Here is a 22,094-nt window from a genome sequence, read left to right on the forward strand (position 1 = left end):
GCGTTGATCTCGGCCACGGGCTGGCCGAAATACAGGTTCGCGGCCGGCTGGATCGTGTCGGCGAGCCAGGCCTCGGCCTCGGTCAGCGCCGGGCAGGCCAGGGTGACGCGCTGCTTCAGGGCGACGGTGCCCTTGCCGAGGCGGGTGACGCGGTAGGGTTGCAGCATGCCGCAGACGCCCGGCCCGCTGATCTCCTTCGACGGGGTGACGAACTCGGTCGTCTCCACGAGGCGCTTGGCGTTGCAGGCCTGCTCGGTCTGATCACGCCATGCCTCGCGCTGCTCAAACTTGTTGAGTGCACAGCCGGTGAGGCCCGCGCCGAACAGCGTGAGGGCCGAGAACGCGAATACGCTACGCCACATGACCGCGAAGATGCGCAGGGTTACGTAAACGATGCGTCAACGATGCGGTGCGGGCCCGCCGCCTGTGGACGGGTGTTGACAGGAGCCGGCCGAGACCGGACCAAGCCTCCATGCTCTCCCTCGTCGATCTCCGCACCCGCATCATTGCCGGCACCCTCGACCCCGCCGGCGCCATCCGCCTCGCCGAGGCCGCCATCGCGGCCCGCGACCCCGGCATCGGGGCGATCGTCAGCCGAAATCCCGCACCCGCGATCGCCGGCTCGGGGCCGCTGGCGGGCATCGCCGTCGGGGTCAAGGACATCATCGACACCGCCGACCTGCCCACGCAGATGGGTTCGCCGATCTATGCCGGCTGGCAGCCCAAGGCGGATGCCGCCATCGTGGCGCGCCTGCGGGCGCTGGGCGCCGTGCCCCTGATCAAGACCACGACCTCGCCCTTCGCGAGCCACGACCCCACCGCGACGGTGAACCCGCGCGACCCCGGCCACACGCCGGGCGGCTCCTCGGCGGGCTCGGCCGCGGCCGTCGCCGCCGGGATGGTGCCTCTGGCCCTCGGTACCCAGACCGGCGGCTCGGTGATCCGGCCGGCGGCCTTCTGCGGGGTGGCGGCGATCAAGCCGTCCTTCCGCCTCCTGCCGACGGTCGGCGTGAAGACCTTCTCCTGGGCGCTCGACACCGTCGGGCTGTTCGGGGCCGGCATCCGCGACATCGCCCAGGGCCTGAGCCTGATCGCCGACCGGCCCGCCCTCGACCTCGATCTCGACGTAGCCCCGCAGGCCCCGCGCATCGGCCTCTGCCTCCAGGGATTCGCGGATGCCCCCGATGCGGACGCCCTCGCCGCCTTGACCCGGGCCGCCCGCGCGGCGGAGGCCGCCGGCGCGCGGGTCGTCGACCTCGTCCTGCCGTCGCCGCTGCCGGAGGCCTGGGCGTGCCACGCGATCATCCAGGATTACGAGGCCCGTCAGGCGCTGGCCTGGGAATACGCGCACCATCGGGCGCAGCTCAGCCCGGAACTCGGCGCGCAGCTCGACGCGGCGCAGGATCTCGTGGCCGCCCAGTACGACGCGGCGCGCCGCTCCGCCCACCGGGCTCGGCGCGTCCTCAAGGATCTGTTCGGGGAGTTCGACGCGATCCTCACCCTGTCGGCCCCGGGCCGCGCGCCGGCCAGCCTCGGCACCACGGGCGACGCGCGCTTCAACCGCCTCTGGACCCTGATGGGCGTGCCCTGCGTCACCGTCCCGGTCCCCGGCGACGGCCTGCCGCTGGGCGTCCAGGTCGTCGCCCGCTTCGGCGACGACGGACGCGCGCTCGCCGTGGCGGGGATGATCGAGCGGGCCCTGGCGGCGTAGCGCTCGGAACACCTTGAGCCGACGAGACCCAGGGGCTATCGCCCCGCTCGTCCCCAACCCGTGCCACCGACGGTCGCCCCGATGCATCCCTGGAAACAGGCCGTGGCCCGGGCCTTCGACGGGGCCGAGGGCTATGACGGGGCGGCGGCGATCCAGGCCGCGGTGGCGGACCGTCTCGCGCGTCGGATCGGCGGCGAGGTCCTTGCGCCGGCGCCGCGCATCCTCGAGGTCGGCTGCGGCACCGGATTGCTGACCGAGGCTCTGCGCCGTCGCGTCCCGGACGGCGACGTCGTCGCTTCCGACATCGCCCCCGCCATGGTGCGGCGCTGCCGTGCCCGCTTCACCGGGGCCGCCAGCCCGACCTTCGTCGTCATGGATGCGGAGCGGCCCGCCCTGGCGCCCGGCTTCGACCTGATCGCATCGAGCCTCGCCGCGCAATGGTTCGAGGATCTACCCGGAACCCTGGCGGCTCTCGCCGCCCTCCTGGCCCCCGGCGGCTTGCTCGCGGTGGCGACCCTCGGCGCGGGCACCTTCGCCGAGTGGCGGGCGGCGCACGCGGCGCTCGGCTTGGAGGCGGCCACACCGACCTATCCGACCCTGGGGGAGCTTGCCGCGCTGACGGTCCCGGGCTGCACCCTCGCGGTCTCCGCCGAGCCCCTGGTCGAGACTCATGCGGACGGCCGCGCCTTCCTCAACGCGCTGCGGGCCATCGGCGCCGGGACGCCCGGCACGTCCGAACCCCTCTCGCCCGGCGCGATGCGGCGCGTGCTGCGGGGTTTCGAGGTGGGGGGCTCGCGGGTGACCTACGAGGTTGCGACCCTGCTCATCCGACGCGCCGAACAGGGTTAAGAGTTTTCACGTGCAACAGGCCGAACCGGACCCTGCTCAGGGGGCAGACCCGGCCGCACCCCGGCGCAGCAGGAACACACCCTGCGCGCCCATCAGGTTCCAGACCCACCAGGGCATCGCGAAGCGCATCGGCCGGCCGCTGGCATCCAGGGCGGTGGCCTTCTCGATCTCGGCGTTCACCGTCCGGCACAGGCCGACGAAGTCGCGGATCGTGCAATGGTGGATGTTCTGGGTCTCGTACCATTCCTCCGGCATCAGGGCCGTGACCGGCATGCGCCCGCGCAAAGCGAGTTCCGAGCGCACACGCCAATGGCCGAAATTCGGGAACGAGATGATGACCTGCCGGCCGATGCGCAGAAGATGCTCCAGCACGATGCGCGGGTTGCGGGTCGCCTGAATGGTCTGGGACAGGACCACCACGTCGAAGGCGTCGTCGGGATAGTTCGCCAGATCGGTGTCGGCATCGCCCTGGATCACCGGCAGGCCGCGAGCGAGGCAGGCGTTCACCCCCTCCCGCGACAGCTCGATGCCGCGCCCGTCGACGCCGCGCCGGTCGCGCAGCAGGGCCAGCAGAGCGCCGTCGCCGCAGCCGATATCGAGGACCCGGGCATTGGCCGGCACCAGGTCGAGCACCACGAGGTGGTCGACGCGGGTGTCGCCCGCTTCCGCGCGCGGCAGCGTCTCCGCCGTCTCCCAGGGCCTGTGGGCCTGCGCCACGGGTCCCGTCACAGGCCGCGGGCCCGGGCGGCGGCGTCGATGAAGCCGCGGGCGGCGGCGAACATCGCCGGCTCGTCGAGGAGGAAGGCGTCGTGGCCCTTGTCGCTCTCGACCTCCACGAACGCCACCGGGGCCGAGGCCGCGTTCAGGGCGTGGACGATGGCGCGGGATTCGGAGGTCGGGAACAGCCAGTCGGAAGTGAAGGACATCACGCAGAACCGGGTCTTGGTGCCCTTGAAGGCGTTGGCGAGTACGCCGCCCTGGTCGGCGGCGAGGTCGAAGTAGTCCATCGCCCGGGTGAGGTAGAGATAGGCGTTGGCGTCGAAGCGCTCGACGAAGCTGAGGCCCTGGTGGCGCAGGTAGCTCTCGATCTGAAAGTCGGCGTTGAACGAGAAGGTCGGCGCCGAGCCGCCCTGGAAGCGGCGCCCGAACTTGCGGTGCAGGGCCGGCTCCGACAGGTAGGTGATGTGCGCGCCCATGCGGGCCACACCCAGGCCCTTGGCCGGGCGGGTGCCGGCCTCGAGGTAGCGCCCCTCGGCCCAGGCCGGATCGGCCATGATCGCCTGCCGGCCGACCTCGTGGAAGGCGATGTTCTGCGCCGAGTGGCGCGGACCGGTGGCGATCGGCATCGCGGCGAAGACCCGCTCGGGGTAGCTCGCCGCCCATTGCAGCACCTGCATGCCGCCCATGGAGCCGCCGATACAGAGGAACAGATCGCGGATGCCGAGCCGGTCGAGCAGCATCGCCTGGGCGCGGACCATGTCGCGGATGGTCACCAGGGGGAAGTCGAGTCCGTAGGCGCGGCCTGTCGCCGGATCGATCGAAGCCGGGCCGGTGGAGCCCATGCACGAGCCGACGACGTTCGAACACACGACGAAGTAGCGGTCGGTGTCCACGGGCTTGCCCGGCCCCACCAGGGTCTCCCACCAGCCGCGCTTGCCCGTCACCGGATGCGTGTGGGCGAAGTGCTGGTCGCCGGTGAGCGCGTGGCAGATCAGCACGGCGTTGGAGCGGTCCGCGTTGAGGGTGCCGGCGGTCTGGTAGGCGATCTGGAACGGCGCGAGCTGCACGCCGGCATCCATCGCCAGGGGCTCGTCCGGCCCGAACCGCGCCACGAGGCCCTTCGGCTCGTGGGCCTGGGAAACCTCGGCACCCGGCGCGTCGGCGCGGGCCGATACGTCTTCGGGCGTGCCGACTTTCAGGGCGGTATCCAGCGACATGGTGATGAAACGGGTTGGAGGAGACGGCGCGTCGGTCCGGGGCGGGACGGCTCGGCGTGCCATCCGAGGATCAGGACCATGCGTCCGTGAGGCGTTGAGGTAGTGTGCGCTTCCTCACGCGTCAACGAAAGGGCGCGGCTGCAACGCGGTGCTCTGGCCCTTCGGCCCGCGCGATCGTAGACCGTTCGGCGGCGGCGGGGAGGCGAGACCCCGGCGACGGCCCTTCCCTTAACCACCGCACCCTCGCGAGCCCCCGATGCGCTTCACGACGAGACCCGCGCCGCCCCTCGACAACCTCGGCGACCTGCGCGCCGAGATCGACCGGATCGACGCCGAGATGCACGCCCTGCTGATCCAGCGCGGGTCGATCATCGACCGGCTGATCGCGGTCAAGCGCACCTCGGCCAGCGGCTCGGCCTTCCGCCCCGGGCGCGAGGCCTCGATGATGCGGCGCGTGGCCGAGCGCCATCGCGGGCTCCTGCCCCTCGACACCGTGGAGGGCATCTGGCGGGTCATCATCGCGACCTTCACCTACGTGCAGGCACCGTTCTCGGTGCATGCCGACATCTCGGGCGGGGATGCGCCGATGCGCGATTCCGCCCGCTTCCACTTCGGCTTCACGGTGCCCTACCGGCCGCACCCCACCTGCCTCGCGGTGATCGAGGCGGTGGCCGCCTCCCGCGGCGACCTCGGCATCTTCCGCCTCGATCCGGACGGCTCGGGTCCCTCCACCGACGCGGCGCCCTGGTGGGAAGGGCTCGTCGGCGAGGGCCGCCCCAAGGTCATCGCGCGCCTGCCCTTCATCGAGCGCCCGACCCACCCGGCCGGCACACCCGTCTTCGTGGTCTCGAATCCGCTGGACGATCCGGCCGCCGCCCAGCGCGACTGGGTGCTGCACGCCACCCGCGTCGCGGCCTGGGAGCCGGAGGCCATGCGCGCCCTGCAGGACCTCTACGGCGAGGTCGTCGCCCGCGCGCCCGGGCCGGGCGGGCACGGCCTCCTCCTCGCCGTCCCGGGCGGTGTCAGCGCCCGGCAGCTGCACGAGGCCCTGACCCGGGCCGGCGCCGCGCCCGAGACCCTCGACGAGATCGGCAGCCACGCCGCCCGCTTCCGGGTCTGAAGCAAGAGGCTTCGGAGCATGGGGTCGGCTCGCAAAGCCGAGCGAGCTTTGTTAGACGGGCGCTTCGCCGACGAACCGGCGGCCTCCAGGTCTCCTCCTCATGTCCTCTGCCCCCCTCGCCCCCTCGCGCCCGGTGCCCCGCCCCGGTGTTCTCGCCATCGAGGCCTACGTGCCCGGCAAGAGCGGGGCGCCCGGCCTGGCCAAGGTCCACAAGCTCTCCTCGAACGAGACGCCGCTGGGCCCGAGCCCGAAGGCGGTAGCGGCGATGCGGGCGGAAGCCGCCAAGCTCGAACTCTATCCGGACGGCACCGCGACCCGCCTGCGCGAGGCGATCGCGACCCGCTACGGCCTCGATCCGGCGCGGATCGTCTGCGGCGCCGGCTCGGACGAGCTGCTGTCCTTCCTGGCCTACGCCTATCTCGGCCCCGGCGACGAGGGGATCTTCACCGAGCACGGCTTCCTGGTCTACCGGATCGCCATCCTGGCCGCGGGCGGCACCCCGGTGGTAGTGAAGGAGCGGGATCTCCGCGCCGACGTCGACGCGCTGCTCGCCGCCGTCACAGCCCGCACCAAGATCGTCTACCTCGCCAACCCCAACAACCCGACCGGCACCTACCTGCCGTTCGACGAGGTGCGGCGCCTGCAGGCGGGCCTGCCGCCCCACGTCCTCCTCGTCCTCGACGGGGCCTATGCCGAGTACGTGCGGGCGAACGACTACAGCGCCGGCCTCGACCTCGTGCTCGAGGCCAACAACGTCGTGATGACCCGGACCTTCTCGAAGATCCACGGGCTCGCGGCCCTGCGCGTCGGCTGGATGGTCGCGCCTTCCGAGGTGGCCGACGCGGTCAACCGCATCCGGGGGCCATTCAACCTGTCGGGGGCCGGCATCGCGGCGGGCGCGGCCGCCATCGCGGACGACGCGCATGTGGCCGCGGCGGTGGCCCACAACGACACCTGGCTCGCCACGATGACGGACGCGGTTCGCGACCTCGGCCTCGCGGTGACGCCGAGCGTCGCCAACTTCATCCTCGTCCACTTCCCCGCCGAGCCCGGCCGGAGCGCGGCGGAGGCCGACGCCTTCCTCACCACGCGGGGCGTCATCACCCGCCGGGTCTCCTCCTATGGCCTGCCGGATGCCTTACGGGTCACCATCGGCGGCGAGGAGGCGAACCGCGCCTTCCTCGATGCCCTGACCGCCTTCGTGCGGGGCGAGACCCGTGGCTGAGATCGACGCGCGTCCCCTGGACACCCTGGCCATCGTCGGCCTCGGGCTGATCGGCTCCTCGATCGCCCGCGGCGCGCGGCAGTTCGGCCTCGCCCGGCGCATCGTCGCCATCGACCGCGATGAAGCGGTGCTGGAGCGGGTGCGGGCGCTGAACCTCGCCGACGCGGCCACGGACGACCTCGCCGCCGGCGTGGCGGGGGCGGACCTCGTCATCCTGTGCGTGCCCGTGGGCGCGGTCGGGGCGGTGGCCGAACGCATGGGTCCGGCCCTGAAACCCGGCGCCATCGTATCGGATGTCGGCTCGGTCAAGGCCTCGGTGGTCGCTGCCGTCGCGCCGCATCTGCCGGTCGGCGTGCATTTCGTGCCCGCGCACCCCGTGGCCGGCACCGAGTATTCCGGACCGGATGCCGGGTTCTCGACCCTGTTCTCCGGGCGCTGGTGCATCCTCACCCCGGCCGAGGACACCGACCCAGCGGCGACCGCGCGGGTCCAGGTCTTCTGGGAGGGCCTGCGCGCCATCGTCGAGACGATGACGCCGGAGCATCACGACCTCGTCCTGGCGATCACCAGCCACGTGCCGCACCTCATCGCCTACAACATCGTGGGCACGGCGGCCGACCTGGAGGCCGTGACGCAATCCGAGGTGATAAAGTTCTCGGCCGGCGGCTTTCGCGACTTCACCCGCATCGCCGCCTCCGACCCGACCATGTGGCGGGACGTGTTCCTGACCAACAAGGACGCGGTGCTGGAGATGCTCGGGCGCTTTAACGAGGATCTCGCCGCCCTCGCCCGGGCGATCCGCTGGGGCGACGGCGAGGCTCTGCACGACCTGTTCACGCGCACCCGGGCCATCCGCCGCGGCATCGTCGCCATGGGCCAGGAGACGGCGGAGGCCGATTTCGGCCGCGGCCGGCCGAGCGACCCGGCGGCCTGACGGCGCGACGCCGCTCAGTAGAGCGGCGGCAGCTGCACGTTGGGGATCGGGAACGGACCGAGCATCAGCCGGCCGTCCGCGAGCCGCAGGGGCGGCAGCGCCTTGAGGGCGTCGTTGGCCGGCGCGGCCACGCCCGCCTCGGCGCTGGCCTGGTTCCGGCGGCCGACGAGGAGCTGGCCGACGAGGCTTCCGATGAGCGCCCCTTTCTCCGCGCCGAAGCGCTGGCCCATGATCTGACCGACCAGGGCCTCGACGCCAGCGGCGCGCAGGTCGAGCTGCCCTTGCGGCCGGTGGGCCGCATCGAGGTCGAGGCTACCCTTGGCCTGGAGCCGGCGCTCGCCCTTGGCCAGCGACAGGAGGGCGAGGTCGAGACTGCCGCCGGCCCGGCGCCAATCGTCGAGTTCCTTCGCCACCGTGCCGGTGCCGAGCGCGGTCGCCCGGTTGACCGTGGCATCCACGGCGAGGTCGGCCGGATCGGTATTGCCCAGCGCCGCGTCCGCGAGCGGCAAGCGGATGCCGGTCACGCGCAGGCTGGTGTCGACGGCGCCATCCGTGGCGAAGCGGCCGGGCGTCGGGCGGGCGTGGAATTCGAGATGCTTCGTGTCGAAGTCGATCGGGTCCGGCCCGGCCCCGCGCACGCTGCCCTTGGCGTCGTTCGCCACCAGGGAGGCGCGCACGAAGCCCTCGGAGGCGCCGTGGAAGCTGCCCACCAGGGAGGTCCAGGTGGCGTCCGCGACGAGGTCGCCCTGCTCCACGTGGAAGGGGCCGCCGACTTCGAGGATCCCCTGGCGCGGCTGGTAGACCTGAACCACCGCCGTGACCGGCCCGAGGGTGAAGCGGCTGTCGGACCGGCTGAAGGCGAGGGCGGAACAGCGCAGCTCGATGCGGAACGGGTAGCCGGTGATGCTGCGGTCCGCGCAAGTCCAGCTGCGGCCGGCGGCCTGCTCGCGGGTGAGCCAGGCATCCATCTCGGATGCGGCGCGATGGCGGATGAAGAACCAGCCGATCGACCAGGCGACCACCAGGACGGCGAGGAGGATGTAGGGAAGGAATAGCCCCTTGCGCGAGTGGGGCTTAGGCGACGGGGAACTGGCCGGGATCGGACTCTGCGCCATCGGGTCTTCGTATCCTGCGCTCGCATCGGGGACCGCGACCGGATCGGGCGTCCCGCCTTACGCTTGGCAGGGTCTCGACGGCGAAAGCATGGCGGACATCGAAGTCCTGCCGTTGCGGAAGTCCTGCCGTTCCGGAAGTCTCGCCGATCGTAAGTCCCGTTCTTCGACGCCGCGCTCAGTGCGCGGCGTCGGCCTTCTGCTCGGCGCCGAGATCGGCGACGATCGCCTCGCGCTCGGCCTCGCCCTCGGCGAGGCGGTGCACGTGCATCTCGGTGGCGCCCTTGTGGCGCGCCCGGGCGACCCAGTTGCGGTGAAGGCGCTCGCGCGGGCTCTGCCCGGCGGAGGCCACCGAGACCAGTTCGCCGGTGCCGGAGGCGTCCCGGCGCACCGCCAGCACCACGGCCTCGCCCATGTCGTCGAGTTCCGGCTCGGCGAGTTCGTGGATGCCGACCACGTAGCGCCGGCCCGAGCGTCCACGCCAGGCGCTCAGCACCAGGGCGGGCGTGCCGCGAAGGCCGGCCGTCGTCCTCAGGCGTTCTTCCCGCACTTCCTGTCTCCGTGCTCGATCGTCCTTCAGGTCGCGGAGTGCGGCCGACCAGGACAGGGCTCTCTTGTTCGCCATTTGTTCCACATTAGTCTTAACGTTTCGTTGGCGTCAAGGACGACGCCCCGCGTCCTTTCAAATGGGGTTCGGGCGAGTTATCCACAAGCGCCGGAGCGCCCGGGCGGGCCGTCCGCGGGGCGCGGTCAGGCGACGCGGGAGTCGGTCTCGCGGGCTTCCGTCGGGACTTCCGGGACCACATGACCGCGGGCGGCGAGCGCGGCCCGGCTGTCGGCCAGGAGCCTGTCCGAGGCGGTCTCGATGCGCTCCTGGACGACCTCGAGGAAGCGGGCCCGGTCGAGGCCGGGCGGGATCGGGGGCATGAACTCGATCACGGTGGTTCCGGGCCGCCGCACGAGTCTGCGGCGCGGCCAGTACAGGCCGGTATCGAGGGCCACCGGCACGCAGGGCACGCCGAGGGCGGCGTAAAGGTGGGTGAGGCCGAGCTTGTAGGCGGGGGGCGCACCGGGGGGACGGCGCGTGCCCTCGGGGAAGATGATGAGCTGGCGCCGGTCACGGATGGCGTCGGCGGCCGCCTCGTTCATGGCGCTCATGGCTCGCGCGCCCTTGCTCCGATCGATGGCGACCATACCGGAGCGCGAGAGATACCAGCCGATCAGCGGGATCCAGAGCAGTTCGCGCTTCAGGATGTAGGCGAAATCCGGAAAGCAGGTGACGAGGGCCAGGGTCTCCAGGGCCGACTGGTGCTTGGCCGCCACCAGCAGCGGCCCCGGTGGAATGTTCTCGACGCCCCGGAACTCCACCGTGATGCCGCCCACGATCTGCAGCAGCCGGAGGGTCACGCGCGCCCAGAACTGCGCCAGCCGGATCACCGCGCGGCGGGAGACGAGGGTCGGCAGACCGCCGATCGCGATGAGCGTGGTGGCAACGTAGAAGGCGAGGTTGAACGCGAGTGAACGAACGAGAAGCATCGGGAACCCGGATGAGACAGCCCGGAACGGGGCGCGGCCCAAATCTCCTGTAGCGTGCGCCGCCGCCGCAGGCCATCCGGACGCGGGAATGCCTGAGCCTCAGTAGCCGTCGGCGAGGGTTCCGCGCTGGCGCGGGTCGGCGGCACCGGCCAGCAGGCCGTCGGCGGCCTGGATCGAGTTGGCCGAGCCGGAGGTCGCCCCGACCTTGATGCGGTGGCCGCGCGCCCGCAGCAGCGCCAGGGTGTCGGGGGACAGGCCCTCCTCGGCCATCAGCACATCGGGCTGCCACTGGTGGTGGATGCGCGGCGCGGCGACCGCCTCCGCGAGATTCATGCGGAAGTCGAGCACGTTGACGATGACCTGCAGCACCGTCGAGATGATGCGGCTGCCCCCCGGGCTCCCCGTGACCAGGACGAGCCGGCCGTCCCGGAACACGAAGGCGGGCGTCATCGAGGAGAGAGGCCGGGCGCCGGGCGAGACCGCGTTGGCGACGCTGCCGACGAGGCCGTAGGCGTTGAGGGCGCCGGGCTTGGCCGAGAAATCGTCCATCTCGTTGTTCAGCAGCACGCCCGTGCCCTCGGCCACGAGGCCGAGCCCGTACGAGAAGTTCAGGGTCGTGGTGTTCGAGACCGCGTTGCCGGCGCCGTCGACCACCGAGAAATGCGTGGTCTGGTCGGATTCGAAGGGGAGGGGATCACCGGCCTTCACCTCGGCGGCGGGCCGGGCGCGGGCAGGGTCGATCCCGGCCCGCAGGCGCGCCGCGTAGGGCTTGGCGATCAGGCCCTCCACCGGCACCTGCGTGCGGGCGGGGTCGCCGAGCCAGGTCGCCCGGTCGGCATAGGCCGGCTTCATCGCCTCGGTTAAGGTGTGGAGCGCGTCGGCGCTGCCTGCGCCCATGCCGGCGAGGTCGAAGCCTTCCAGCACGTTCAGGATCTCGATGAGGTGGATGCCGCCCGAACTCGGCGGCGGCATCGAGGCGATGGCATAGCCCCGATAGGTGCCCCGCACGGGCTCGCGGACCACCGGACGATAGGCGGCCAGATCCGCAGCCGTCATCACGCCGCCGGCCTCGTGGACGGCGGCCGCGATGCGCTCCGCGATGGCGCCGGTGTGGAACGCGTCCGGCCCGTCCCTGGCGATGTGGGCCAGGGTGTCGGCGAGATCCGCCTGGACCAGCCGGTCGCCGCGCTGGAGGGGTTTGTCGCCCGAGAAGAAGATCTTTCGCGATGAGGGCCAGCGGCCCAGCAGACCGGCGGCGCGGGGCAGGGAATCCGCCAGCCCCGATTCCACCGGGATGCCCGCGCGGGCGAGCTTTTCCGCCGGGGCGATGAGGTCGGCCAGGGTGAACCGGCCCGATCCGTAGAGGCGGTGCGCCTCGGCGAGACCCCGCACGGTGCCGGGCACCCCCACCGCCTTGCCGGTGCGGGTGGAGGCGGCGCGATCCGGCTCGCCCTTCCCGTCGAGGAACATGTCGGAGCGGGCGGCCGCCGGGGCGGTCTCGCGGTAATCGAGGGCGACCGTCTCGTCGCCCTCGGCGCGGTGGATCATCATGAAGCCGCCGCCGCCGAGGTTGCCGGCGCGCGGCAGCGTCACCGCGAGGGCAAAGCCCACCGCCACGGCAGCGTCGACGGCGTTGCCGCCGGCCTTGAGGATCTCGACGCCGACGCGGGTGGCCTGCGCCTCCTGCGACGAGACCATGCCGTGGGCACCCAGCACCGGCAGCAGGCGTGCGTCGTCGGATTGGATCGGCGGCGGCTCGGGCACACCCTGCGCAAAACTCGGAGCGAGACCCGACCCCGTGGCAGCCAGAACCAACGCGAGGGCAATGCGCGAGGGGGTGAGCCGCATGTCAGGCGCGTCCGTTCTCGGATGGTGCACCGGCATGCCGGCCGGCGATCAACCAGTAGACGAGGCCCGAGGCCGCGCCGGTGAGGAACAGCACCGCCGTGATGCGCCCCTCCAGGACCAGGGCGTCCGCGCTCGGCCCGGTCCGGGTGAGACCGCGCGCGAGCCAGGGCACCAGGGCGGTGAGGAGGCCGGTGCCGGCGCCGTACCAGGTCGCGGCGCGCCAGCCGAGAACCGCACCCAGCACGGCCACCAGGGCGGGCGGCACCACCAGGAGCACGAACAGGGCACGGCCGATGGCGGCGAGGGCGAACAGCAGGGTCTCGGGACCGATCCCGGAGGCGAGGTCCTCGAGGCCCGTGAACAGGCCTACGAGGCCGAGCCGCGAGAGCGTCTCGCTGGTGGCCGGGTCCAGCATCGCCCCGAGGGTGAGCACGGCGGCTCCGCACGGGATCGCCAGGACCAGGGCGAGGCCCGCGACGAAGAGAAACCCGAGGACGCGCACGCGCGCCTCAGTCCTCGTCGCCGTCGTCGGCACCCGCGTAGACGCCTTCGGCGCCGATGCCGTCCTCCAGCATCATCCGCGCGCGGGCGCGCAGCTTCTCGGTCTCGCTCTTGAGCTGGCCGCAGGCGGCCAGGATGTCGCGCCCGCGCGGGGTGCGGACGGGCGACGCATAGCCGGCTTCATAGATGATTTCCGAGAAGCGCTCGATGCGCTCCCAGTCGGAACATTCGTAGGCGCTGCCCGGCCAGGGGTTGAACGGGATCAGGTTGATCTTGGCCGGGATTCCCTTGAGCAGGCGGACCAGCTCCCGCGCGTCGGCATCGCTGTCGTTGACGCCCTTCAGCATCACGTACTCGAAGGTGATACGGCGGGCGTTGTTGAGGCCGGGGTAGGACCGGCAGGCGGCCAGCAGCTCGGCCAGCGGATACTTGCGGTTCAGGGGCACGAGGGTGTCGCGGATATCGTCGCGCACCGCGTGCAGGGAGATCGCCAGCATGGCGTGGGCCTCGTCGCCGAGGCGCTGCATCTGCGGCACGACGCCGGAGGTCGAGACGGTGATGCGCCGGCGCGAGAGCCCGAGACCCTCCTGGTCGGCCATGACGCCGACCGCGTCGACGACGTTATCGAGGTTGTAGAGCGGCTCACCCATGCCCATGAAAACGATGTTGGTGACCTTGCGCCGGGTCTCGTCCTCGCCCGGTGCCGTCGGGTTCTGGCCGGCCCAGTCGTTGAGCTGGTCGCGGGCCACCACGACCTGGGCCGTGATCTCGGCCGCCGTCAGGTTACGCACGAGGCGCTGCGTGCCGGTGTGGCAGAACGAGCAGGTGAGGGTGCAGCCGACTTGGCTCGAGACGCAGAGCGTGCCGCGCCCGCGCCCCGGAATGTAGACGCACTCGATCTCGGCGCCCCGGTTGTGGTCGTGCTTGCCGGTGGGCGCCATCCGCATCAGCCACTTGCGGGTACCGTCCCGCGAGACCTGCTCGGTGATCACCTCGGGCCGGTCGAGGGTGTAGGCCTGCGCCAACTGGGCTTTCAGGCCCTTGCCGACATTGGTCATGTCGTCGAAGGCCTTGGCGCCGCGCACGTTGAGCCAGTGCCAGATCTGGCCCGAGCGCATGCGCTGCTCGCGCTCGGAGACGCCGATGGCGCCGAGCCGACCCTTCAGCTGCTCGCGGGTGAGCCCCACCAGTGACGAGCGCCCCAGGGATGTGGCCGCGTTGTCGATCTGGGGCTCGAACTCGGGCCGCTTCTCGATTGCGGGAACGGCGCTCGCGTCGCGCCGGGCGGTGTCGAACGACGCCGTCGCCATGATGTTGAATAACCTTCGGACTTGGAATGGGTCCGATATAGGCGATTCAGGGCCGAAACGCGAATGCGGGCCCGAACTGTCCCTGGATCATGCCCTGGATCACGGGACGCGCCCGATGCCGACCGATCCACCACGCCGGCTGCCATCGCTCGCTTTCGCGCAGGCGATGGTTAATTTCCGTCAGAAAGTTTTTACTGCGCCGGCTTCGCATCGGCCGGCGGTGCGGGCGCGTCGGTGGCGGCTGCCGGCAGCAGCACGTTCTTGGTCACGTTGCCCTCGGGGCCGTACTCGCCGGCGACCGCCTGACAGGCCTTCTCGCGGTTGAGCTGCATCTGGTTCGACATCAGGGCGAACATGGTCTGCACCTTCGCTCCGAAGGGACCGCGTGGGCTGACATCGGCGGCGCGAACGTTCTGCTTCTCCAGCAGCGCGTCGAATTCCTCGGTACCGATGCGGTAGCCGCAGACATTGGCGGCGGCGAAGATGTAGGCCGCGAATTCCAGCGCGTGGGGGGAGGGCGCGTTGCGGATCTGGCCTTGCGCGGGAAGCATCTGGGCTGGGAGCGCGAGGCACGCGGCGAGGCCGGCGGCCAGCAGGGGACGGGTGAGCATGGAGGGCGTTCCTTACGCGCGGATTCTGAGGCTCCGCTTAGGGGCCTCACATAGATCGCGCCGGCGCCTCGTCAAATCGCGCCGCCCGCCTCAGCCGAGGCGCCAGTCGACGGGGCTCAGCCCGCGCGCCGCGCGCCAGGCGTTGGCAGCCGCGAAGGGGCGGCTGCCGGGAAAGTCCCGCGCGCGATTGAGCGGGGACGGATGCCCCGATTCGATGAGCCCGTGTCGCTCGGCGTCGACAAGGGCGGCACGGGCCTTCGCCTGGGCGCCCCAGAGCAGGAAGACCGCCGGCTCGGGCCGGGCGGAGACGGCCGCGACGGCCTGGTCGGTCAGGTCCGACCAGCCGAAGCGCAGATGCGCTCCCGCCTTGCCAGCCTCCACCGTGAGGGCGGCGTTGAGGAGGAGGACGCCCTGGCGCGCCCACGGCGTCAGGTCGCCCCGCGTCGGCTTGACCGGCGGGGCCCCCGGCTCGGCGAGTTCGGCCAGGATCACCTTGAGGGAGGCGGGCAGGCGCCGCGGACCCACATACGAAAAGGCGAGGCCGTTGGCGTCGCCCGGGGTCGGGTAGGGGTCCTGGCCGAGGATGACGATCTTCACGCGCTCCAGGGGCGTGAGGGTCAGCGCGTTGAAGATGGACTCCGGCGCCGGCAGCACCTGCGCGCCGGCCGCGATGCGGGCATCGACCCGGGCGGCCACCGCGTCGGCGGCGCCGCCTGCGAAGAAAGGCAGGGCGAGCCAGGACGAGCCGGAGGCGCGGAAGCGCGCGAGGGCATCGGCGACGGGGGTGTCGGACATCAGCGGACCAGGATGCGCCCTTCGGCGGGGGCGGGAAGGGGTGCGTGGGCCCGGATATAGGCGATGACTTCGTTGGCCACGAGCTTTCCGTCGCTCCGGCCCACCAGGGTGCGGCCACGGGCGAGTTCTCCGTAGCCGTTGCCGCCTTCGTAGAGGAAGTCGTTCGCCGCCACCGTGTAGCTGCGCTCCGGCTCGATCGGTGCGCCATCCACGGTCAGAGCGGCGATCCGCCGGCCCATCGGCGCGGCGGGATCGACGGTCACGACAAGGCCGGAGACGTGTGGGAAGCGCCCGGCCGGGCGGCCCCAGTCGGCGAGCGCCCCCTCCAGCAGCGTGCGCACCTGCGCGCCGGTCAGCGAGACCATCACGATGGTGTTGCCGAAGGGCAGTTCGCTGAGGATGTCGCGCCGGGTCAGCATCGTCTGCGCGGGGTAGAGCTGGTTGCCCCGGATGCCGCCACCGTTGATGACCGCGATCTCGGCGCCGGTCGAGGCCCGCATCGCATCCGCCACGAGGTTGCCGAAGCTCGCCTCCCGGACCCGGACCGACGCCGTCCGGCTGTCGAGGGGATCGCGGATCTGTCCCACCGGCAGGGCGAGCTCGCGGGAGAGCGAGGCCTCCAGGCGCCGCACCACGGCCAGGGTCTCGGGATCGGGGGTGACTTGAGCGGAATCGTGGATGCGGAAGCTCGGGCGCCACGCGACGCTGCGCGTCCGGCCGCTACCACTCACGGTGGCGGTGACATCGATGGCGGTGACGTACTGGGCGTCGTAGCCGGATTCGGCCATGGCCGTCTGGCCGTCGTAGCGCAGCACAAGGTCGTGGTCGTGTCCCGAGAGCAGGATGTCCACGAGGCGCGCGGCCACGATGGCGTCGTCCGTGGCCCGGTCGGTGTGGCCGATGCCGACGACGAGGTCGACGCCCTCCATGCGCAGGGCCTGGACCTGACGGGACAGTGTCTCGATCTCGGGCTCGAAGCGTAAGCTGCCGGCCTGCGATTTTTCGGGCGTGCTCGCCAGCGCGATCCCGACCAGCCCGACCCGGAGGCCCCCGAGGGGCACCACCATGCGGTCGCGCAGGCCGGGCAGCGGGCGACCGCCCTCGTCCCGCAGGTTGGCGGCCAGCACCGGGAAGGTCGCCTCGCCCATGCGTTGGGCGAAGATGGCCGGGCCGAAATCGAACTCGTGGTTGCCCGGCACGAAGACGTCCGGGGGAGCGATGTTGAGGAGTTCGATGATGTGCGCCCCCCGGTCGATCCCCGACATCAGCGAGGGCGAGAGCGTGTCGCCGGCGTGGACGTAGAGCAGCGGCACGCCGCGGGCCCGCTCCGCATTCACGATGGCGGCGAGGCGCGCGAAGCCGCCCCGGCCGTCGGATTCGGCCATCTGGTAGAGGTCGTTGACGAGGAGCAGGGTGAAGGTCGGGTCGGATGCCGGGGCCGGTGCGGCTACGGCCGTGCCGCCGAGGCCGGCGGTCAGGCCCGCCCCGAGGCCGAGGCCGAGCGTCTGGCGGCGGTTGGGGCTCGTCATGGCAGGCATCTCGCGGGGCGGGCGGCGCGATGCCGCCACGGGGCACCCTGTATTTAAGATACCGTCGACGAAGGTGCTACGACGACGGGGCGATCGCGCGCGAGGCCCGCGACCACCTGTCAGCCTTTCCGCCCAGCCTTAACGCGACACGCAGTTGTTCAGCGCGACACGAAGGTGTCGCGCACGGCCTTCGCGTTGCGGCGAAGCATCGGCCAGAGCCAGGCGCCGGAGACGAGGAAGACCACGGGCGGCGTCGGCTTCAGCTCGACGGCGAGGCGCCGGGCGAGGCCGGGGCAGGCCAGGGCGACCGGCGGCGCGTCGGTCTTGGCGTAGACCACGGTGGTGTCCTCGCGCGGGTAGTCCGGGTGCGGCACGAGGCCGGCCCGGCGCGCCATGAGGTCGAAGGTCTCGCGCACGAAGCCGTGGACGTGGGCGAAGTGGAAGCGCTCGTGCGGCGGCTTGCCGGTGGTGGCCATGTCGGGCACGGCCGCGAAGAGCACGCCGTCGGGTTTGAGCCAGCGGGACAGGCGTTCCATCACGTCGGCCGGGTCGCGCAGGTGTTCGAGCACGTGCCGTGTCGTGACGACGTCGAAATGTCCTTCCGGAAAGCGCTCGTCGCCGGCATCGTCCAGCACCTCGACCCCGTGATGGGTGCGGGCGTAGTTGGCGTAGTCCCGGCCCGGCTCGATGCCGATGGCTTCGCAGCCCCGCGCGCGGGCCTCGGCCAGGAACTCGCCCGAGCCCGAGCCGAAATCGAGCACGCGAGCGCCCGGCTTCAGCTTGGGAGCCAGGAGCTCGGCGCGGCCGGCGGCCTCGCGGGCCGAGCGCTTGAGGTGGACGCGGGGCGGGCCGCCCGCGAAGGCGAGCTGGTAATCGGCCCGGTAGGCGTCGGCGTAGTAGGCGGACAGCTCGGCCGGGGTCGGCATCGGATCGGTGCGGATCAGGCCGCACTGGGTGCAGGCGACGGAGGTCAGGCGCTTCAGCCGGCGGTCGCTCTCGGCGATCGTCACGGAATCCGCCGAGCCACAGAGATTGCAGGCGGTCGGCCCCCCCGTATAGGGATAGCCGGTGAAGGGCATGAAGTGGTTGAGGAAGTACCGGGGAGACGGCATGTCGCGCCTTCATCCATCGCGTGATCGCTGGAAGGCTCCGTGCTCTAGATAGATATCCCCAACGACACAACCTTTGTGAACCCGCCGCTCTCAAGCGCTCACCTCCAGAGCGATACGGAAACCCGATGAACGAACGCGTCGCACCGCCGCTCCCGCAGGACGGCCTGTCGCTCCAGACCCAGGCATCCCTGCCGCAGGGCGCGCCCCTGCCGACCGAGCATCCGCCCGTGCGCTGGGGCCGCGTCGGCGTGCTCCTGATGAATCTCGGCACGCCCGAGGGCACGAGCTACTGGCCGATGCGCCGCTACCTGAAGGAGTTCCTCTCCGACCGCCGGGTGATCGAGGTCCCGCGCCTGATCTGGTGGCCGCTCCTCAACCTCGTCATCCTGACGAAGCGCCCGGGGCCGAAGGGCCGCGACTACGCGTCCGTCTGGAACAACGAGCGCGACGAGGGTCCCCTGAAGACCATCACGCGCGGCCAGGCCGAGCGCCTGCAGGCGGCGATGGGTGATTCGGTCGTGGTCGACTGGGCCATGCGCTACGGCAAGCCGGAGGTTTCGGTGCGCATCCAGGCGCTCCTCGACCAGGGCTGCGACCGTATCCTTCTGGTGCCGCTCTATCCCCAGTACGCCGCCGCGACCTCGGCCACCGCCTGCGACCAGGCCTTCAAGGCCCTGATGCAGATGCGCTGGCAGCCGACGGTCCGCGTCTCGCCGCCCTATCACGACGACCCGGTCTACATCGACGCGATGGCGACCTCGATCCGCGAGGGCCTGGCCAAGCTCGACTTCGAACCCGAGGTGATCCTGACCTCGTTCCACGGGGTGCCGAAGAGCTACCTCCTCAAGGGCGACCCCTACCATTGCCAGTGCGTGAAGACGGGCCGCCTGATCCGCGAGGCGCTCGGCTTCTCGACCGAGAAGATGCGCACCACCTTCCAGTCGCGCTTCGGAAACGAGGAATGGCTACGGCCCTACACCGACGAGACGGTGCAGAATCTGGCCAAGAGCGGGGTCAAGCGCATGGCGATCGTGGCGCCCGGCTTCACCGCCGACTGCCTCGAGACCCTTGAGGAACTCGACGGCGAGAACCGCCACTACTTTGAGGACAATGGCGGCGAGCGCTTCGCCTACATCCCCTGTCTGAACGACAGCGACCTCGGCATGCGGGTGATCGAGACCGTGGTCCGGCGCGAGTTGCAGGGCTGGGTCTAGGCATCCGTGAGTGGGGGCAGTCGCCAAGCGCGAGGGCGGTTGCTACTAGGGCCGGCGACGAAGCGGCAGGCGATACGATGACGAGACCGGAGGCAGGCGGGGGAACCGCCGGCGAACAATCGCAGGATCACCTGCGCCTGCTCAGCCATTTCCAGGAGGCCGGCTACGGCGCCGTGACGCCGCCGGTGCTGCAGCCGGTGGAGCCCTTCCTCGAATTGTCGGGCGAGGACATCCGCCGGCGCATCTTCGTGACGCAGGACGCCTCGGGCGCCGAGCTCTGCCTCAGGCCGGAATTCACGATCCCGGTCTGCCGCCACCACCTCGCGCGCACTCCGAAGGGTTCGCCGCAGGGCGCCGACTACAGCTATCTCGGACCCGTCTTCCGGCTGGCCGGCGACGAGCCGGACGAGTTCCTCCAGGCCGGCATCGAGTCGGTCGGGCGCACCGACACGCCGGCCGCCGACGCGGAAGTGATCGGCCTCGCCCTGGAAGGCCTCGCCCTGATGGGCCGCAGCGACATCGCGATCCGCCTTGGCGACATGGGCCTCGTCGACGCCCTGCTCGACGCCCTCGGCGTGCCTCCCACCGCCAAGCGCCGGACGCTGCGCGCCCTGGCGGCGGGCCGCTCCCTCGACGCGATCACTAACGGCCTGCGCGCGGAGGACCCGCATGCAGGTCTGCTGGCCGCGATCCAGGGCCAGGACCCCAAGGGCGTGCGCGCCTTCGTGGAGGACGTGCTGTCGATCGCCGGCATCTCCCGCGTCGGCGGCCGCAGCGCCGGCGAGATCGCCGAGCGCTTCCTCGCCAAGGCCGCCGCGCAGGCGAGCGGCGGCTCCGGCCTGAATTCCGAGAACCGCGCCGTCATCGAGCGCTACCGCGCCATCGCGGGCGATCCCGACAGCGCGGCGGCGGCGGTGCGCGCCCTGGTGAAGGAGGCCGGCCTCGACCATCCGCCCCTCGATGCGGCCCTCGACCTGTTCGAGGAGCGCACCGGCTTCATGGCCGCCCGGGGCCTCGCCGTGGACCGCTTCCGCTTCTCCGGCGGCTTCGCGCGCAACCTCGACTACTACACCGGCTTCATCTTCGAGGGCACGGCGCCGGGCACGACGGCGCCCCTGGTGGGCGGCGGCCGCTACGACGGGCTGCTCCAGCACCTCGGCAGCCCCGTGCCGGTGCCCGCCGTCGGCTGCGCCGTCTGGCTCTCGCGGGTGGCGGCCGATGCCTCGAACCCGAAGGACGCGACCGTTGGCTGAACCGGATTCCCTCGTCCTGGCGGTTCCCTCGAAGGGACGGCTGCAGGAGAACGCCGCCGCCTTCTTCGCCCGCGCCGGTCTCAAGCTCGCCCAGAACACCGGCGCCCGCGACTATCGCGGAAAACTCGTCGGCGTGCCCGGCGTCGAGGTGCGCTACCTCTCGGCCTCCGAGATCGCGGCGCAGCTCGCCAGCGGCGCCGCCCATCTCGGCATCACCGGCGAGGACCTGATCCGCGAGTCGCTGCCCGACGCGCGCGGCCAGGTCGAACTCCTGACGCCGCTCGGCTTCGGCCAGGCTACGGTCGTCGTCGCCGTGCCCCAGGCCTGGATCGACGTGCGCGCCATGAGCGACCTCGACGAGGTCGCGGCCGAGATGCGGGTGCGCCACGGCCAGCGCCTGCGCATCGCCACGAAGTACATCAACCTCACCCGCCGGTTCTTCGCCGAGCACGGGGTCGCGGATTACCGCATCGTCGAGAGCCTGGGCGCCACCGAGGGCGCGCCGGCGGCGGGCTCGGCCGAGATCATCGTCGACATCACCACCACGGGGGCGACGCTGGCCGCCAACGCCCTGAAGATCCTGGAGGACGGGATCATTCTGCGCTCGGAGGCGAACCTCGTCGCCTCCCTGAACGCGCCCTGGGGCGAGCCCCAGCGCCGGGCCCTGCGGGCCGTCCTCGGCCGCATCCAGGCCGAGGAGCGGGCGCGGACCACCCGCGAGGTCCGCGCGGCCATGCCGGACGACGGCGACATCGATCTGGCCGGCATCGCCGCCCTACACGATGCCGCGCTGCCCTACGGCGCCCCCGAGGGCCGGGGCGGCGAGATGGTGCTGCACTGCCCCGTCGACGCGGTGTTCGATCTCGCCGACGCCTTGGTCAAGGCCGGCGCGGGGGCCGTGAACGTGCGCAAGATCGACTACGCCTTCACGCCGGACAACCCGCTGATGGACCGGTTGCTGAGCCGGCTAGGATGAGGCGACGAGGTCGATACGTGCCCTCAGCGCGCACCGTCCCGAGATAAAGCGGCCCCCCGCAGGACGAGCAACCAAACGATCAACACCGCCATGTGCGGAAACCAGACATAATCGTACCAAGACTTCGGATCGACGACGTCACGCACGATCAGAGACGCCAGATAGATCGCGGGACCTCCGAGAGCGATGGACCAGAGGGTCGATAGGATCGGCCGGCACCCGCTCCAGCTCCAGAGGCGAAACGGGCCGGTCTTGAAGACCAGGGCGAGCTTCGTCAGGCCGAGCATCGGGACGGCCGTGATCAGGGCGCCGATCAGGTCGGCGAAGATCGGAATGCCGATGCTGTCCGCATCGTGCGGCAAGACGCCCGTATCCAGCATGATGCCCCAATAGAAAGAGCTCGTGAGGGGGTGTCCGATGATCACCAACCACGTGAGGAACCAGATCAGCGCGCGCGCCGAGGGCCGGAGGCGATCGCTGATCCGGCTGGTTGCGCCGACGGGGACACCCACGATACGAGA

Annotated in this window: 22 protein-coding genes; 8 read left to right on the forward strand and 14 right to left on the reverse strand. The window is 71.5% G+C overall.

The window, feature by feature from the left end:
• The coding region (locus MFF30_RS19520) for an extensin family protein (protein WP_238281293.1) at positions 1 to 362 on the reverse strand (362 nt) is incomplete at its 3' end.
• A 110-nt stretch (positions 363 to 472) separates the two neighbouring features.
• On the opposite strand from MFF30_RS19520, the gene MFF30_RS19525 reads away from it, so the two are divergent.
• A complete protein-coding gene (locus tag MFF30_RS19525) occupies positions 473 to 1,711 on the forward strand; it encodes an amidase (protein ID WP_238281295.1) in 1,239 nt (412 codons plus the stop codon).
• Positions 1,712 to 1,792: 81 nt separating this feature from the next.
• Positions 1,793 to 2,560, forward strand: a complete 768-nt coding sequence (locus MFF30_RS19530) for a methyltransferase domain-containing protein (RefSeq protein WP_238281297.1) — start codon at positions 1,793 to 1,795, stop codon at positions 2,558 to 2,560.
• A 36-nt stretch (positions 2,561 to 2,596) separates the two neighbouring features.
• On the opposite strand, the gene metW is transcribed toward MFF30_RS19530, so the two are convergent.
• Positions 2,597 to 3,277: a methionine biosynthesis protein MetW gene (gene metW / locus MFF30_RS19535; protein ID WP_238281299.1), complete on the reverse strand. Its 681-nt coding sequence runs from the start codon at positions 3,275 to 3,277 to the stop codon at positions 2,597 to 2,599.
• An 8-nt stretch (positions 3,278 to 3,285) separates the two neighbouring features.
• Positions 3,286 to 4,497 (reverse strand): homoserine O-acetyltransferase MetX, encoded by a 1,212-nt coding sequence (gene metX / locus MFF30_RS19540; RefSeq protein ID WP_373320947.1) that lies wholly within the window; start codon positions 4,495 to 4,497, stop codon positions 3,286 to 3,288.
• Between the two features lie 256 nt (positions 4,498 to 4,753).
• On the opposite strand from metX, the gene MFF30_RS19545 reads away from it, so the two are divergent.
• The 3 genes from MFF30_RS19545 to MFF30_RS19555 all read left to right on the forward strand — a co-directional run bounded on the left by MFF30_RS19545 (position 4,754) and on the right by MFF30_RS19555 (position 7,776).
• Complete coding sequence (locus MFF30_RS19545) at positions 4,754 to 5,617, forward strand: chorismate mutase (RefSeq protein ID WP_238281301.1); 864 nt, start codon at positions 4,754 to 4,756, stop codon at positions 5,615 to 5,617.
• A 100-nt stretch (positions 5,618 to 5,717) separates the two neighbouring features.
• A complete protein-coding gene (locus MFF30_RS19550; protein WP_238281303.1) occupies positions 5,718 to 6,842 on the forward strand; it encodes a pyridoxal phosphate-dependent aminotransferase in 1,125 nt (374 codons plus the stop codon).
• Position 6,843: 1 nt separating this feature from the next.
• A complete protein-coding gene (locus tag MFF30_RS19555) occupies positions 6,844 to 7,776 on the forward strand; it encodes a prephenate/arogenate dehydrogenase family protein (protein ID WP_238281410.1) in 933 nt (310 codons plus the stop codon).
• Between the two features lie 14 nt (positions 7,777 to 7,790).
• Here MFF30_RS19555 and MFF30_RS19560 read toward each other — a convergent pair whose 3' ends face one another.
• The 10 genes from MFF30_RS19560 to MFF30_RS19605 form a co-directional block, all read right to left on the reverse strand.
• Entirely contained in the window at positions 7,791 to 8,891 is a 1,101-nt protein-coding gene (locus tag MFF30_RS19560) for a DUF2125 domain-containing protein (protein WP_238281305.1), read from the reverse strand.
• Positions 8,892 to 9,066: 175 nt separating this feature from the next.
• Positions 9,067 to 9,438 (reverse strand): hypothetical protein, encoded by a 372-nt coding sequence (locus MFF30_RS19565; protein ID WP_373320948.1) that lies wholly within the window; start codon positions 9,436 to 9,438, stop codon positions 9,067 to 9,069.
• 200 nt (positions 9,439 to 9,638) lie between these two features.
• Positions 9,639 to 10,424 (reverse strand): lysophospholipid acyltransferase family protein, encoded by a 786-nt coding sequence (locus MFF30_RS19570; protein WP_238281310.1) that lies wholly within the window; start codon positions 10,422 to 10,424, stop codon positions 9,639 to 9,641.
• Between the two features lie 99 nt (positions 10,425 to 10,523).
• The gene (gene ggt, locus MFF30_RS19575) at positions 10,524 to 12,272 is read right to left on the reverse strand and encodes a gamma-glutamyltransferase (protein ID WP_238281312.1); all 1,749 of its coding nucleotides are present in this window, start codon (positions 12,270 to 12,272) and stop codon (positions 10,524 to 10,526) included.
• 1 nt (position 12,273) lies between these two features.
• Positions 12,274 to 12,774, reverse strand: coding sequence for a hypothetical protein (locus tag MFF30_RS19580; protein ID WP_238281314.1), 501 nt, complete (start codon positions 12,772 to 12,774; stop codon positions 12,274 to 12,276).
• A 7-nt stretch (positions 12,775 to 12,781) separates the two neighbouring features.
• Positions 12,782 to 14,083, reverse strand: a complete 1,302-nt coding sequence (rlmN, locus tag MFF30_RS19585; protein ID WP_238281316.1) for a dual-specificity RNA methyltransferase RlmN — start codon at positions 14,081 to 14,083, stop codon at positions 12,782 to 12,784.
• Positions 14,084 to 14,274: 191 nt separating this feature from the next.
• Positions 14,275 to 14,694, reverse strand: coding sequence for a hypothetical protein (locus MFF30_RS19590; RefSeq protein ID WP_238281318.1), 420 nt, complete (start codon positions 14,692 to 14,694; stop codon positions 14,275 to 14,277).
• Positions 14,695 to 14,784: 90 nt separating this feature from the next.
• Positions 14,785 to 15,489, reverse strand: a complete 705-nt coding sequence (locus MFF30_RS19595; RefSeq protein ID WP_238281321.1) for a uracil-DNA glycosylase — start codon at positions 15,487 to 15,489, stop codon at positions 14,785 to 14,787.
• Complete coding sequence (locus MFF30_RS19600) at positions 15,489 to 17,018, reverse strand: bifunctional metallophosphatase/5'-nucleotidase (protein WP_238281323.1); 1,530 nt, start codon at positions 17,016 to 17,018, stop codon at positions 15,489 to 15,491. Before MFF30_RS19600 ends, MFF30_RS19595 begins: the two co-directional genes overlap by 1 nt.
• Positions 17,019 to 17,176: 158 nt before the next feature.
• Positions 17,177 to 18,130, reverse strand: coding sequence for a class I SAM-dependent methyltransferase (locus MFF30_RS19605; RefSeq protein WP_238281325.1), 954 nt, complete (start codon positions 18,128 to 18,130; stop codon positions 17,177 to 17,179).
• Positions 18,131 to 18,255: 125 nt separating this feature from the next.
• On the opposite strand from MFF30_RS19605, the gene hemH reads away from it, so the two are divergent.
• From hemH to hisG, 3 genes are all read left to right on the forward strand, one after another.
• Complete coding sequence (hemH, locus tag MFF30_RS19610) at positions 18,256 to 19,344, forward strand: ferrochelatase (protein ID WP_238281326.1); 1,089 nt, start codon at positions 18,256 to 18,258, stop codon at positions 19,342 to 19,344.
• A gap of 77 nt (positions 19,345 to 19,421) precedes the next feature.
• Entirely contained in the window at positions 19,422 to 20,597 is a 1,176-nt protein-coding gene (locus tag MFF30_RS19615; RefSeq protein WP_238281328.1) for an ATP phosphoribosyltransferase regulatory subunit, read from the forward strand.
• Complete coding sequence (gene hisG, locus MFF30_RS19620) at positions 20,590 to 21,573, forward strand: ATP phosphoribosyltransferase (protein ID WP_238281330.1); 984 nt, start codon at positions 20,590 to 20,592, stop codon at positions 21,571 to 21,573. Before MFF30_RS19615 ends, hisG begins: the two co-directional genes overlap by 8 nt.
• Before the next feature lie 23 nt (positions 21,574 to 21,596).
• Here the strand turns inward: hisG and MFF30_RS19625 are convergent, their stop codons facing one another.
• Positions 21,597 to 22,085 (reverse strand): hypothetical protein, encoded by a 489-nt coding sequence (locus MFF30_RS19625; RefSeq protein ID WP_238281332.1) that lies wholly within the window; start codon positions 22,083 to 22,085, stop codon positions 21,597 to 21,599.
• Between the last annotated feature and the right edge of the window lie 9 nt (positions 22,086 to 22,094).

Source organism: Methylobacterium goesingense (genome assembly GCF_022179225.1).
GTDB classification, from domain to species: Bacteria; Pseudomonadota; Alphaproteobacteria; order Rhizobiales; family Beijerinckiaceae; genus Methylobacterium; species Methylobacterium goesingense.

What these genes read in the sequence shown, in the direction of transcription:
- ggt (WP_238281312.1), bottom strand. Translation starts at nt 12,272, where the DNA reads ATGCGGCTCACCCCCTCGCGCATTGCCCTCGCGTTGGTTCTGGCTGCC.
- MFF30_RS19530 (WP_238281297.1), top strand. Translation starts at nt 1,793, where the DNA reads ATGCATCCCTGGAAACAGGCCGTGGCCCGGGCCTTCGACGGGGCCGAG.
- MFF30_RS19525 (WP_238281295.1), top strand. Translation starts at nt 473, where the DNA reads ATGCTCTCCCTCGTCGATCTCCGCACCCGCATCATTGCCGGCACCCTC.
- MFF30_RS19560 (WP_238281305.1), bottom strand. Translation starts at nt 8,891, where the DNA reads ATGGCGCAGAGTCCGATCCCGGCCAGTTCCCCGTCGCCTAAGCCCCAC.
- rlmN (WP_238281316.1), bottom strand. Translation starts at nt 14,083, where the DNA reads ATGGCGACGGCGTCGTTCGACACCGCCCGGCGCGACGCGAGCGCCGTT.
- MFF30_RS19615 (WP_238281328.1), top strand. Translation starts at nt 19,422, where the DNA reads ATGACGAGACCGGAGGCAGGCGGGGGAACCGCCGGCGAACAATCGCAG.
- MFF30_RS19590 (WP_238281318.1), bottom strand. Translation starts at nt 14,694, where the DNA reads ATGCTCACCCGTCCCCTGCTGGCCGCCGGCCTCGCCGCGTGCCTCGCG.
- MFF30_RS19545 (WP_238281301.1), top strand. Translation starts at nt 4,754, where the DNA reads ATGCGCTTCACGACGAGACCCGCGCCGCCCCTCGACAACCTCGGCGAC.
- MFF30_RS19550 (WP_238281303.1), top strand. Translation starts at nt 5,718, where the DNA reads ATGTCCTCTGCCCCCCTCGCCCCCTCGCGCCCGGTGCCCCGCCCCGGT.
- MFF30_RS19600 (WP_238281323.1), bottom strand. Translation starts at nt 17,018, where the DNA reads ATGACGAGCCCCAACCGCCGCCAGACGCTCGGCCTCGGCCTCGGGGCG.
- MFF30_RS19570 (WP_238281310.1), bottom strand. Translation starts at nt 10,424, where the DNA reads ATGCTTCTCGTTCGTTCACTCGCGTTCAACCTCGCCTTCTACGTTGCC.
- hemH (WP_238281326.1), top strand. Translation starts at nt 18,256, where the DNA reads ATGAACGAACGCGTCGCACCGCCGCTCCCGCAGGACGGCCTGTCGCTC.
- MFF30_RS19595 (WP_238281321.1), bottom strand. Translation starts at nt 15,489, where the DNA reads ATGTCCGACACCCCCGTCGCCGATGCCCTCGCGCGCTTCCGCGCCTCC.
- metX (WP_373320947.1), bottom strand. Translation starts at nt 4,497, where the DNA reads ATGTCGCTGGATACCGCCCTGAAAGTCGGCACGCCCGAAGACGTATCG.
- MFF30_RS19605 (WP_238281325.1), bottom strand. Translation starts at nt 18,130, where the DNA reads ATGCCGTCTCCCCGGTACTTCCTCAACCACTTCATGCCCTTCACCGGC.